12 protein-coding genes are annotated in these 12,672 nt (G+C 60.3%); 4 read left to right on the top strand and 8 right to left on the bottom strand.

Annotation, left to right across the window (positions count from 1 at the left end; all coding sequences use genetic code 11):
* Nucleotides 1-46 precede the first annotated feature (46 nt).
* The 6 genes from FKG94_RS21800 to FKG94_RS21775 all read right to left on the bottom strand — a co-directional run bounded on the left by FKG94_RS21800 (nucleotide 47) and on the right by FKG94_RS21775 (nucleotide 5,579).
* Nucleotides 47-805 carry a creatininase family protein gene (locus FKG94_RS21800; protein ID WP_142929061.1) on the bottom strand — a complete coding sequence of 253 codons (759 nt, stop codon included), beginning with the start codon at nucleotides 803-805 and terminating at the stop codon, nucleotides 47-49.
* Complete coding sequence (locus FKG94_RS21795) at nucleotides 802-2,433, bottom strand: benzoate-CoA ligase family protein (protein ID WP_142929060.1); 1,632 nt, start codon at nucleotides 2,431-2,433, stop codon at nucleotides 802-804. The genes FKG94_RS21800 and FKG94_RS21795 overlap by 4 nt, the downstream gene beginning before the upstream one ends.
* Nucleotides 2,434-2,475: 42 nt before the next feature.
* Entirely contained in the window at nucleotides 2,476-2,970 is a 495-nt protein-coding gene (locus FKG94_RS21790; protein ID WP_218943605.1) for an asparaginase domain-containing protein, read from the bottom strand.
* Between the two features lie 33 nt (nucleotides 2,971-3,003).
* Nucleotides 3,004-4,206 carry a kynureninase/PvdN C-terminal domain-containing protein gene (locus tag FKG94_RS21785; protein ID WP_142929059.1) on the bottom strand — a complete coding sequence of 401 codons (1,203 nt, stop codon included), beginning with the start codon at nucleotides 4,204-4,206 and terminating at the stop codon, nucleotides 3,004-3,006.
* Nucleotides 4,206-4,988, bottom strand: coding sequence for a tryptophan 2,3-dioxygenase (locus FKG94_RS21780; protein ID WP_142929058.1), 783 nt, complete (start codon nucleotides 4,986-4,988; stop codon nucleotides 4,206-4,208). Before FKG94_RS21780 ends, FKG94_RS21785 begins: the two co-directional genes overlap by 1 nt.
* 99 nt (nucleotides 4,989-5,087) lie before the next feature.
* The gene (locus FKG94_RS21775) at nucleotides 5,088-5,579 is read right to left on the bottom strand and encodes a MarR family winged helix-turn-helix transcriptional regulator (RefSeq protein WP_142929057.1); all 492 of its coding nucleotides are present in this window, start codon (nucleotides 5,577-5,579) and stop codon (nucleotides 5,088-5,090) included.
* Nucleotides 5,580-5,919: 340 nt separating this feature from the next.
* Here FKG94_RS21775 and hppD point away from each other — a divergent pair, with 340 nt between their 5' ends.
* From hppD to FKG94_RS21760, 3 genes are all read left to right on the top strand, one after another.
* Complete coding sequence (gene hppD, locus FKG94_RS21770) at nucleotides 5,920-6,969, top strand: 4-hydroxyphenylpyruvate dioxygenase (RefSeq protein ID WP_142929056.1); 1,050 nt, start codon at nucleotides 5,920-5,922, stop codon at nucleotides 6,967-6,969.
* An 83-nt stretch (nucleotides 6,970-7,052) separates the two neighbouring features.
* Nucleotides 7,053-7,223: a glutathione S-transferase N-terminal domain-containing protein gene (locus tag FKG94_RS21765; protein ID WP_246125314.1), complete on the top strand. Its 171-nt coding sequence runs from the start codon at nucleotides 7,053-7,055 to the stop codon at nucleotides 7,221-7,223.
* A 57-nt stretch (nucleotides 7,224-7,280) separates the two neighbouring features.
* On the top strand, nucleotides 7,281-7,634 hold the full coding sequence (locus FKG94_RS21760; RefSeq protein ID WP_142929055.1) for a 4a-hydroxytetrahydrobiopterin dehydratase: 354 nt from the start codon (nucleotides 7,281-7,283) through the stop codon (nucleotides 7,632-7,634).
* Between the two features lie 58 nt (nucleotides 7,635-7,692).
* Here FKG94_RS21760 and FKG94_RS21755 read toward each other — a convergent pair whose 3' ends face one another.
* Together FKG94_RS21755 and putA are read right to left on the bottom strand one after the other, a co-directional pair.
* Entirely contained in the window at nucleotides 7,693-7,893 is a 201-nt protein-coding gene (locus FKG94_RS21755; RefSeq protein ID WP_142929054.1) for a hypothetical protein, read from the bottom strand.
* 153 nt (nucleotides 7,894-8,046) lie between these two features.
* The gene (gene putA / locus FKG94_RS21750; RefSeq protein WP_142929053.1) at nucleotides 8,047-11,862 is read right to left on the bottom strand and encodes a bifunctional proline dehydrogenase/L-glutamate gamma-semialdehyde dehydrogenase PutA; all 3,816 of its coding nucleotides are present in this window, start codon (nucleotides 11,860-11,862) and stop codon (nucleotides 8,047-8,049) included.
* A 130-nt stretch (nucleotides 11,863-11,992) separates the two neighbouring features.
* Between putA and FKG94_RS21745 the strand changes: the two genes are divergently transcribed.
* A complete protein-coding gene (locus FKG94_RS21745) occupies nucleotides 11,993-12,481 on the top strand; it encodes a winged helix-turn-helix transcriptional regulator (protein ID WP_142929052.1) in 489 nt (162 codons plus the stop codon).
* Nucleotides 12,482-12,672: the final 191 nt, after the last annotated feature.

Genomic DNA, 12,672 nt, shown 5'->3' with positions numbered 1-12,672 from the left:
GAAGCCGCGCCATTTCCATCAACCCCGAAACAGAAGAGTCAACCGGTCAAGGCTGCAGCGACAACCCCTCCCGCACCTCGGTAACGATCATCTCCGCCAATTTGTCCAGCAGCGCTTCTCCCTCCTCCACACTAGCCAGCGCCGGCGCACCCGCATAAGCTTGGGCCATGCCCATTTCTTTGAAGGTGTTGACACCCGCCCGCAGTTGATCCGACAGGCTGACCGGCACTTCCGGCAACTCCGCCATCACACCCGGCTTCACGCCCCGGCTGTCCGCCGCCAGGACAATCGCCGTCTCATAACGCCCGGCGTGACACTCGCCCTTTTTAAACTCGTCGGACAGGGTCCTGGCCCAGCGCCGCTGCAACGGACAGGCCACTGACGCCCGCTGGCCAAAGGACGTCATCGCTTCGGTGGCCGCCGCATACTGATCGGGCTCGAGATGATTATTGATAACGCAGACATGATCCGTGCCGTTGGCGAGAAAGCCGTTTATCACAGCCTCGATATAAGCCACTAACGCCGACTTGGGGATACTCACCGCGCCGGCGAACCCGGCGGCACAGTCGGTAACACCATAGGGGATACCGGGGGCAATCACGGCGACAATATCCTGAGCGTTGAGCCGCGCGGCCGCTCTCTCTGCACTCGCCTGGGAAATAATCGTGTCGGTCAGTAATCCGAGATGAGGTCCGTGAGGTTCCACCGAGCCGATCGGCAGTAACACCACCAGCGGCTTGTCACCGACAACCCAGTCGGCGAACATTTCCGTGGTGACACCGGTCAGGCAAAAATCAGTTTTCATGTCGCCGTTGCCCCCGCCTTCAGCGCTTTTCGATCCAGTTTGCCGCGATCGTTTTTAGGCAAATCGGCAACATATTCCACCACTCGGGGATACTTGTGCCTGGCGATATGATCCCGCACATGCCGTTGTAACTCCGTCGTGATATCGCCTTCGGCATAGGCGGCGGTTCGCACCACCAGCGCCTTGGGTTTGGTCAGGCCGTCAATTTGTATCGGCACCACCGCACAGGCAGCCACCGCCGGATGCTGCAACAGACACTCTTCCACTTCCTGCGGCGCCATCCAGCGACCATTTACCTTGAACAAATCGTCGGCGCGACCGCGAAACCATAAATATCCCTCGGCGTCACAACTGAATAAATCCCCCGTGCGACACCAGTGACCGTAAAAAGTCCGCCAGCTTTTATCGCGGTCGCCGTAGTAACCCAGCGCCACGCTGTCGCCTTTCACCCAGAGCACGCCGGTGTCTCCGGGGGTCACTTCGGCAGCTCCCGGTCCCTCGGCATCGGTGGGTAACACTTTCAGCTCATACCCCGCCACTACCCGCCCCAGCGAACCAGGTTTGATATCCCCCGGTCGATTGGTGCAGTAGATATGGAACATTTCCGCCGAACCGATGCCGTCGTAAATATCGGTGCCGTGATGTTCCATAAACCGCGCCAGTAAAGTCGGCGGCAACGCCTCCCCGGCGGACAATTGAAAGCGCACACTGGACCAGTCGAGATCGGGGGCCGACGCCAGCAACTTGCCCAGCATGGTGGGCACATTGGTCACAATGGAGGGCCGGTACAAGGCGATAGCCCGCGCCAGGGACTGGGGCTCGGGCGGTTCAGAGAACAGTGCCGCGGTGGCCCCCACCGCAAACGGGAACAACAAGTTAGTGCCGGTGGCGTAACCGAAAAACAACCGCGGCACGCTCACGGTGATATCGTCGGCCCGGTAACCGAGCGTGGCCTTGGCGTAAACTTCGGTATTGAACGCAAAATCCCGATGGCTGTGCATGGCGGCCTTGGGACGCCCGGTGGAACCGGAGGTAAACAGCCAACAAGCCATGTCGTCGCGCTGTACCAGCGGCGCCCGGTGACTTGAAGACTCGCCCTCCGCTACCGCTGCGGCGAGGGTGCCGACAAGTATACCGCTACTCTCCGCGGCCTCTCTCAGCGAAGCCGTCAACATCAACAACTCTTCAGGATCTTCACCGGTGGCCACATCAGGTACCAATAAGATCGCGTCCAGGTCCCGATGTTCGTTTAGTTGCGGCGCCAGCGCCTCGGCCACCGCCGGTACCGTGATCAGCACCCGCGCGTGAATGTAATCGAGCACATAGGCGAGATCGGCGGCGGGCGCCAGCGGATTGCCCATGGCGACCACGGCGCCGGCCTTCCAGGTTGCAAACAGCGACCACACAAATGCCGGTGAATCCGGCAGCACGATATACACCCGCTCATCGCGTCGCAGGCCGAGATCCAGCAGATAGCGCGACAGCGCCCCGGTGCGCTGCGCCACCTCGGCATAACTGTAGGCGCGGCGCCCGAACAGCACGGCGGTTTTTGCACCCATCCCTTCATCAATACGCCGGTTGAGGTAGTAGTCAGCCAGATTAAACGTCTCGGGAAACTCTATGGCCATAACCTTGATCTCTCGCTCGCACCAGGAGCCGCCCGCCGGCAATCAGCCCGGGCGCACCGGTTCAAATCGCTGGCCCGCCAGGTTTTTCCTGACATTGGCGGGATCAAATACCTGGCCGTTCATAGCGATATAGACCCCCTCACCCAACAACTGCAAGGTGGCCACTGCATAGCCGATGTTGAAAATGGCGTCGGTAAAGCGCAACCGCGCCGGTTGCATGGCGCCGGTGAGGACGATGGTTTTGCCGGCAATACCCGCCAGCGCCACGGCAGTATCGACCATGGTGTCGGTGCCGTGGGTCACCAGTATGCGGCTCTCGGTCGCCTCCGCGACTTTCTGTCGAAGCTGCTGCCGATCCGCCTCCGTGATCTCGAGGCTGTCTTTTTTCAGAACCGATTCGATGCTGTAGTCGAAGGTGACATTGGCCTCCAACAGACATTCGTGCAGCGGCGAATCGCCGACCTGGAACTCGCTGTTGGCATCGAAGTAGATTTTATCGATGGTACCGCCGGTCGTTAGTATTTTTATGGTATTCACTTCACTGACCCATTATAAACAGAAGAAAAAACGTCAACGTCTGCCGAGGTTGCCAGCGACTTCCCCCAGCGCGGCCATCGCTTCGGTGAGTTGCTGATCGGAGAGGTAGGGTGCGGGTCCGAACCGCAGGATCTCGCCGCGGTGGTCGGTCATCACACCCCGCTCCTTCAACCCCAGGTGAAGGCGCTTGGCCTGCGGACTGTTCAACGCGAGAAATCCTGCCCGCCGGTCCAGTTCGACACGGTGGCGCAAATCGACAAGGCTGCTGTCGATATCGAGTGCTTCAAACTCCGCCGCCAATACCCCCACCTGGTGCTGGGAAATCTGTCTCAGCAGCGCCGGCACCAAGCCCTCGTTGCGAAAGAACTGCAACACCTCCGCCGCCCGGTAGTGGCTGGTCGGATCGTAGGTCGACCCCGCAAAGCGTTCCGGGCCCGTGCCGTAGGCAGTCTGCCCGCCGCCGGCCTCGGCGAGTTGTTCGAATTCGCCGAACCAGCCGGTGGCGATCGGGCGCAGGGTGCAGTCGCGGGGAAAACGCAAAAAGCAATTACCCTCGCCAAGCTGGCAGTATTTGTAACCGCCGCTCACCACAAAGGCCCGCTCGAGGCCGTGTTCCGCCAGGGCAAAGGGCACCACGTTCAGACTGTGGTAGGCATCGATCAACAGCTCGCAGCCCACCCGCTCACAGGCGGCGGCGACCGGGGAGAAATTACCGGCGATAATAGCGGAATCGAAAAAAACGTGGGAACACAAAACGGCGGCGGTGGCATCGTTGACTTCGCCGGCCAAACGCTCAATAAAGCTATCGAAGGGTTCGGCGGGCACGCGCACGACTTCAAGCCCCTCTTCCTCCAGGCGACCCAGCAAACGCCGCAACGTATGAAATTCGTTGGCGCTGGTCACCACCCGCGGTCGCTTGCGCAGGTCCAGCGCCGAGAGAAACCGCAACACCAACTCGAACGTATTCTGGCCCAGGGCGATATGCCCGTCCCGGTCGTCCAACAGCGCGGCAAAGCCCCGCCGGACATCCGCGGCCCGGGCGGCGGCCCGCTCCCATTTGGCGTCCACCCACTCGGCCGCATCGAGCCAGGCCTGCTGGTGTCCGGCCAGGCCGCAGTCGGGCCAGGCCTGGTGCGAGTGCCCGGTCAACAGCAGCCGCTCGGCCACGTTGAAGTGCCGGTAGTGCTGCGCCAGCCGATTGGGGTGCTGCCGGTATTGATTTAAATCGTATTGCATCAGAACTCCGCCCTGATATGCCACAAATCCGGCCATACGGGTGTGAACAATGTAGTTTTGAGATAGTCGGCGCCGGCGGAACCGCCGGTGCCGATTTTGCTGCCGATAGTACGCTCCACCATTTTCACGTGGCGATAGCGCCACTGTTGCAGAGAGGTGTCCAGGTCGACCAGTGCCTCGCAAATCTCGGCTACTAACGGGTCCTTACGATACACCTCGATCAACAGTTTTTGAACCTCGGCACTGGGTTCGACGCTCCGGGTCAAATCGCGAGACAGGGACGCCTGGGGGACGCGGTAATTCAGGCTGTGCAAAAAACGCAAAAATGCGTCCCACAGCGTCGGGCGATCGAAGCGCAGTTCAAGCCGTGCCCGTTCGGCACTGCCGGCGGGCAGATGCTCGAACTTCTTCGGCTCTTTCAACCCCAGCAGCATTTCCAATTCCCGAAACTGCACCGACTGAAAACCGCTGGCCGACTGCAGGCGGTCGCGAAACGACATAAACTCGAGCGGTGTCAGTGTTTCGAGAATATCCACCTGTTGGGTGAGCGTGCGAAAAATGGTATCGACCCGCTTCAGCGTATGCAGGGCGCGATTGCGTTCGCCGGCATTGAACAGCGCCGTCAGGTGATCGAGTTCATGGATGACCTGCTTGAACCAGAGTTCGTAGGTCTGATGGATAACAATAAACAGGAGTTCGTCGTGTTCCGGCCCCGGGGACAACGGCTGTTGTAAATCCAACAGTTCGTTGATTTTCAAATAATCACCGTAGGTGATGGACATAGTCAATACCTTTGCGAATAGATGCTCGCCTGACGCCGGCGGCTGCACCCCGGTCAGCCTTGGATTGCCTCAGCCACCACACAGAAATATCCAAAGCGGTTAACGGCCGGCGCTGACCTCCGCATCCAGGCCGCGCTCGAGCCAGTCCAGGGCGCGGGCGTTCATACGGTCGAGAATATCGTGTAACAGGGCCACTTCCGCCTCGCTCAGGCCGCCGATCAGGTCCCGCTCGTAGGCTTTTGCCAGCGGCACGATACGGCGGTAGATAGCCTCACCGGCGGCCGACAGATTGAGAATCCAGCGACGCCGGTCACTGCCGTGTTCATCCCGGGTGATATAACCCTTCTCGAGCAACAGCGCCACCGCCCTGCTGATGGCCACCTTGTCCATGGCGGTGCGCTCCGCCAGCTCCGCCGCCACCAGCCCCGGATAGCGCCCCAGTATCGCCATCACCCGCCACGCCGGCATGGTCACTTCAAACTGCTCGCCGTAATCGGCGGCGATGGCGTTGCTGACCCGGTTCGACAAGATGGAGAGGCGGTACGGTAAGAAGTGCTCCAAATGCAGCTCATCGATCACTTGGTCAGACATATTTTCCCCCGGGGCTTGCGATTAGTTTCTCATGTAACTAATATTGGTTTCAACTGTAACCTTGCTGGCTTTCTACAGCCGGCTTGGTGTCTTTCTTAGTTGGTACCTTATACAGCGAGTACCTTTATTAGTGATTAGTGTTTTTAGTGCTTTGCCGGCTCTTAGGTCCCGGTAAGCAGCGTGAAGTCCTGAGCAGGATTATAGCCCTGAGCGCAGGGTCCTGGGGTCACTAATAGGCTGAACCTATAAAAACCTGCCAAGTATAGGGCTAAATATGGCGCCAGAGCCGGGAAACTGTGTACCCGCCCCGCTCTGCCGGTCGAGTAATGAGGAGAAAATCATGGCCGATCTCTTTGAAAACCCACTGAACACCGACGGTTTTGAGTTTGTCGAATACGCCGCCCCGGAACCACTGTTGCTGCGCTCGCTGTTTGAGCAACTGGGTTTTGTGGAAGTGGCGCGCCACCGCAGCAAAGACGTCACCCTCCACCAGCAGGGCGATGTCAACTTTATTATCAATGCCGAGCCCGACAGCTTTGCCCAGCAATTTGCCAAGGCTCACGGCCCCTGCGCCTGCGCCATGGCCTTTCGGGTCAAGGACGCGGCGGCGGCCTACCGCCAGGCAGTCGAGCGGGGCGCCACGCCTATCACCACCGATCCGGGTCCGATGGAATTGAATATCCCCTGTATCGAGGGCATCGGCGGCAGCCGCATTTACCTGGTCGACCGCTATGGCGACAGCACCATTTATGACGTGGATTTCGTGTCGACCGGAAAATCCGCGCCCTTTAATGCCGGGCTCACCTATATCGATCACCTGACCCACAACGTGTATCGCGGCAATATGGATGTCTGGGCGGGCTTCTACGAACGCATATTCAACTTCCGCGAAGTGCGCTATTTCGATATCGAGGGCAAGCTGACCGGCCTGACCAGCCGCGCCATGACCAGCCCCTGCGGCAAAATTCGCATCCCCATTAACGAATCCTCCGACGAAAAGTCCCAGATTGAGGAATACCTGCACGAGTATCAGGGCGAAGGTATCCAGCATATTGCCCTCGGTACCGACGATATCTACACCATGGTGGAGGTCTTGTCGCAGCAACACGTGGATTTCCAGGATACGCCGGACACCTACTACGACAAGGTCGACGAGCGGGTGGCGGGTCACGGCGAGGACCTGGCGCGGCTGCGGGCGCTGCGGGTGTTGATCGACGGCGCGCCCACCGAGGGCCAGGGCACACTGCTGCAAATTTTTACCAAAAATGTTATCGGTCCGATTTTTTTCGAGATCATTCAGCGCAAGGGGAACGAGGGTTTTGGCGAGGGTAACTTCCAGGCGCTGTTCGAGTCGATTGAACTGGACCAGATTCGTCGCGGCACGCTTTGAAAGCGGATAGCGAGTTCCACCACTGCCGGAGAAACCGCCGATAGGCTATACTGGCCCGCCCACGCAGGGCAACTGGAGATACAGTGGTGGAACTCTACAGCTACTTTCGCTCTTCGGCCTCATACCGCGTCCGTATCGGGCTGAACCTGAAACACCTTAACCATAAGATCGTCCCGGTCGATCTGGCGGGCGACGAGCAGCACAGCGACAGCTATCGGGAGAAGCACCCCCGGGCCTGGTGCCGGCCCTGGTGAGCGGCGGGCAGGTATTGACTCAGTCATCCAACGAAAAGCTAACCAGGAGAAAATGCAATGCAGGACCTCAATCAACAAAGTTGCGAAGCCTGCCGGGCCGGCGCTCCGCGGGTGGAAGCGGGCGAACGGGAGGGGTTGCTCGGCCAGCTACCGGACTGGTCGGTGCAGACCCGGGACGGAATCGATCAGTTAGAGCGGCTTTTTACGTTCGAGAATTTCGAGCGGGCGCTGGCTTTCACCAATCAGATCGGTGCCCTGGCCGAGAGTGAGGCCCATCACCCCGCGCTGCTGACCGAATGGGGCAAGGTAACGGTCACCTGGTGGACCCACAAGATCAAGGGGCTCCACAAGAATGACTTTATTATGGCGGCGAAGACCGATCAGGCCTTTGCCGGCGCTTTTTCGACGTAGACGCCTCGCGGCATCAGCGCGGTCCGGGGGCCAGACCCCTGGCGCGGGTCGGGCGTCATCAGGTGACCTCTCTGAAGTCTCCGATGCTGACGCCCAGCGCGTTGTATTTCTCCATCGCCGCATAGGCGATGCGGCGCAGCCTTGCGCCCGGGTGTTCAAACTCATCCACTTCGAACTCGGTCGAGCGGGAACACTTGTCCACCTCCCCCTGCTCGGAAACCGTTGTCAGCGAATAGTGCCCGCGGTATTTGGTTAACATCTTCTCCATCCGTCGTCTTGCGATTGTGTGGGCCTAAAACCGCCGGCGGCGGCGCAGCCTACTATCTACTCCCATGTTTACCGAAGACGTATGCCCCGGCAAACCCTTCATAAAAAAAATCACTACCCGGTCACAGTTTCGCAGCCGCTGTGACTAAACTGCCTGCCGCAATGGCTGTTGTGCCTCGTGGGATTCCCCGAGCGTCATCAGCGAAGCATTGCCGCCGGCCGCCGTGGTATCCTCGGATACGGTTTTTTCCTGCACGAAACGCTGTAAGTAAAAGCGGCTTACCGGCTCGTCAATCAGCGGCAGCAGCGGGCCGTCGCAATCCGCCAGCACCTGTCGCAGCGGCCGGTGCCACTGGGAACCCGCACTTACCACAACGCCCATAACACTGCCCTGTGCCAGGCGGACAGACAAGTCCGCTGCCGCGTCCTCCGTTTCCACCCAGGTCAGGGGGACACTTTGCGGCACTGCGGCAAATAATTCCGCCGGCAGCGCGCGCGCAACGCCGGCGCCGGTTACGCACACCAGACTGTTGCCCGTAACCAGCGCCGCCACCGCAGCCGTCAAGAGTCCGGCAAGCGGGTCAGCCTTATCCAGGTAGGCTACCAGTGCACCGCGGGGCTCGACGAACAGGCGGTTTAGCTCTCCGGTAGGTCCCGGCAACACCGTCTCAGTAGCCCAATGCGCTTCAGCCCGGGCCAGCAGCTGTCGGGCGACGCCCGCCGTTTCCTGTTCCACCGGTGCCGCGGTCGCCCACTGCCGGGTCCAATCCCGCAGCACGGCGGCGCGCTGCCACACCGGCAGACTGTGCCACTGTTCTTTATCGGCCGCCTGAACAGAAGGTTTATCCGATTTTACGGCCGCTGCATCAGCCAGGCTGATCGCGGAGCCATCGTCACCGGCTTGCATTGCGGCAGGAGCCGGCGGCGACGCCAGCGGCCCGGCGCACAGCAGCCGGCTCAAATAATGGGGACCACCGGCTTTGGGCCCGGTGCCGGACAGGCCCCGGCCACCAAAGGGTTGCACCCCCACTACGGCGCCCACCATATTGCGGTTGACATACACATTGCCGACGGCCGCGGCAGCGACAACTCTTGCCTGCACCGCCTGAATGCGACTGTGTACCCCGAGCGTCAAACCAAAGCCGCAGCCGTTTATCTGCTCGATAACCTCATCGAGCTGCGCGGCGCGGTATCGAATAATATGCACCACCGGTCCGAACACTTCCTCCGGCAATTGCGCCAGGCTGTCGATTTCAAACAAATGCGGCGCAATAAAACTGCCGGCCTGACAAGCGTCCGGCAATTCGCATCGATAGTGCAGCCGGCCCTCACGGCTGAGTCGCTCGGTGTGACGCTGTAACCGCTCGAGCGCGCGCTGATCGATCACCGGCCCCACGTCGGTGGCCAGGGCCGCGGGGTCGCCGATGGCGAGTTCGCCCATAGCCCCGATCAACATGCTGGTGACCTTGTCCGCAATTTCCTCCTGTAAAAACAACACCCGCAGCGCGGAGCAACGCTGCCCGGCGCTGTGGAAGGCCGATTGAATGACGTCGTCCACCACCTGTTCCGGCAGCGCAGTGGAATCCACCAGCATCGCATTCTGGCCCCCGGTTTCGGCAATCAGGGGAATACCCCCGTCGGCGCGCCCGGCGAGGGTGCTCGACAACCACTTGGCCACCCCGGTGGAGCCGGTAAACATCACCGCCTGAATGCGCGGATCGGGTACCAACTGCTCGCCCACCGCCCGCCCCGGCGCCACGATCACTTCCAGCACACCGGCGGGCAGACCGCAGCGCTGTATCAGTTCGAACACCGCCAGGGCGATCAGTCCGGTTTGTTCCGCCGCTTTGGCCACAACGGTATTGCCCGTCACCAGCGCGGCGGCAACCTGGCCGATAAAAATTGCCAGGGGAAAGTTCCAGGGGCTGATGCAGAGTACGACACCGCGACCGCTGTCGCTGCGCATATCGACCTGCTGCAGCGCCTGATCGGCGTAATAGCGGCAGAAATCGACAGCCTCACGGACTTCGGCAACACCGTCATCGGCGGTCTTACCCGCCTCTTTGATACACAGTCCCATAAAGGTATCGCGGTGTTCCTCGACAGCGTCGGCCAGGCGCTGCAAGACAGTCGCGCGTACCGACACATCCGTTTGATTCCAGGACGCAAACGCAGCGTGGGCGCGCTCGAGTTTCTGCGCTATGTCCGCGGCAATGTCGTAGTGCAGGCTGCCAACCCGCTGGTCGCGATCGGCGGGGTTGGTAATTGCCACCGGCGCGTCTTGCAACGGTCCCTGCTTGCGTTTGTTAGCCTGCCACCATTGATCCAGACCCTGCGCGGCGGCGGCCACCGCTACCGGATCCGTCAGGTCGAGGCCGGCGGAGTTGCGCCGTGCCACGCCATACAAATCGGCCGGCAGGGGAATGGCCGTATTGCGTTTGACAGGCCAGGCCTCCACCGTAGCAACCGGATCGACCAACAGGGAGTCGATCGACACCGCCTTGTCGACAATATTATTGACAAACGAGGTGTTGGCGCCGTTCTCCAGCAGGCGCCGTACCAGGTAGGCGAGCAAATCGGCATGTTCTCCCACCGGCGCGTAGATGCGGCAGGGAATGTTGTCGGTTTTCATCACATCCACAAACAGCGCTTCGCCCATCCCGTGCAGGCGCTGAAACTCGTAACCGGTGCGCTCCCGGTCGTAAGTCAAAATCGCGGCCACGGTGTAGGCGTTGTGAGTTGCGAACTGCGGGTAGAGGTGATCGCGATAGGCCAACAGTTTTTTGGCGCAGGCCAGGTAGGCGACATCGGTGGCGGGTTTTGACGTGAATACGGGATAGTCACTGTCACCCTCCACCTGGGCCCGTTTGATTTCGGTATCCCAATAAGCGCCCTTCACCAGGCGCACCATCAATCGTCGCCCCGTCGAGACGGCCAGTTCCCTGGCCCAGTCGACCACCGCGACCGCGCGTTTCTGATAGGCCTGGATAGCGAGCCCGAACCCTTCCCAGGCACCCAGCTCCGCATCGGTAAACACCGCTTCGATGACCTCCAGCGACAACTCGAGCCGGTCCGCCTCTTCGGCGTCCACCGTCAGCCCGATATCGCAGGCCTTCGCCAACAACGCCAACTGCTTCAGCCGCGGCACCAGTTCTTCCATCACCCGCCGGCGCTGGCCAAACTCGTAGCGCGGGTGCAGGGCGGACAGTTTGACCGAGATACCGGGGCTGGCGACAGGGCCGCGGCCCCCGGCGGCGCGGCCGATATGTTCGATGGCCTCGGCATAACTGTGCAGATAGCGCTGCGCGTCCGCCTCGGTACGAGCCCCCTCCCCCAGCATGTCATAGGAATAGCGAAATCCCAGTTCCTCCTGTTTCCTGGCCCGTTGCATAGCGGTTTGAATGCGGGTGCCAAGGACAAACTGGGTGCCCATAACCCGCAATGCGGAACGCACCGCCTGGCGAATCACCGGTTCGCCCAGGCGCCCCAGTGTGCGGTGCAGCAGGGTCAGTTGTCGCTGGTCATCGGTATGATTCAATTGCACTACCTTGCCGGTGAGCAACAGGCCCCAGGCCGAAGCGTTGACAAACAGTGAGTCGCTTTTGCCGAGATGGGCCGCCCAGTCGCCGGCGCTCAGCTTGTCGCGAATCAACTGGTCGACATTGTGTGAATCCGGCACCCGTAACAGCGCCTCGGCCAGACACATCAGCACAATCCCCTCTTCGGTCGACAGGGAGAACTCCGTCAACAGCGCATCGAGACCACCCTTGCCCGTCTGCGCCAGGCGAATTCCCTGGGCCAGTTGTCGGGCCCGGGCACCTATCTGGCGGGTGGCGCCGGCATCCACCCGGGCCAGCTCCGCCAGGTCAGTTAACAGCTCGGATTCATCGGCCCGATACAGCGCCCGGATACGCTGCCTGATCGGCGCCGCAACAGTGAGGGTTTCTTGTTCGACCAGCATTTCAAGTGCCTATATTCAGCCTATTTGATTGTGGGAATTATAGGTCCTCAGGCACAGCATTATTTGGCTTTATTGGTAATTTTGCCGTATATTATTTTGTCTTTTATCTATTATTCAGGATTTTACAAGAATGCCTGTCCGTGATCTCGATAGAATCGACTATGCCATACTGGCCGCCCTGCAAAGCGACGGCCGCATGTCCAACGTGGAGTTGTCCCGCCAGGTCAACCTGAGCCCCAGCCCCTGCCTGGATCGGGTGCGCCGGCTCGAGGCTGACGGCTATATCGAGGGCTATGCAGCCAAGCTCAACCCGACCCTGTTGGGCATGGGCACCGCGGCGTTTATCCAGGTCACCCTCGACCGCACCACCGGCGACGTCTTCGACAACTTCCGTGCGGCGGTAGTCGACATTGCGGATGTAATGGAGTGCCATATGGTGGCGGGCGGTTTCGACTATCTGCTCAAGTTGCAGATTTCCGGCATGGAAACCTACCGCCAGGTATTGAGCCAACTGGTGGATTTGCCGGGTGTGGCGCAGACCCACACCTACATGGTGATTGAGGAGGTCAAAGGCGGCACCGGACTGCCGATTCGCGAAAGAAAAGAGGGACGGAAGTAATAACGCTGCCTTAAGCAAATTTGCGCGGTTTATCAGCCCCCGCACCGTCCCGATCGATCTTGGTTAAGAATATCGGCGGTAGGTTTGCCGCTAGGTAGTTAGCACATATTTGCTTAAGGCAGCGCCATTCGGGACGGAAGATTGAAGGACGAAAAGCCGAATTGCAAAAAACTGCGCTGCAAAAAAAAGGT

The organism is Exilibacterium tricleocarpae (assembly GCF_007004655.1).
Taxonomy (GTDB): domain Bacteria; phylum Pseudomonadota; class Gammaproteobacteria; order Pseudomonadales; family Cellvibrionaceae; genus Exilibacterium; species Exilibacterium tricleocarpae.
This window is presented reverse-complemented; position numbering and strand designations above follow the sequence as displayed.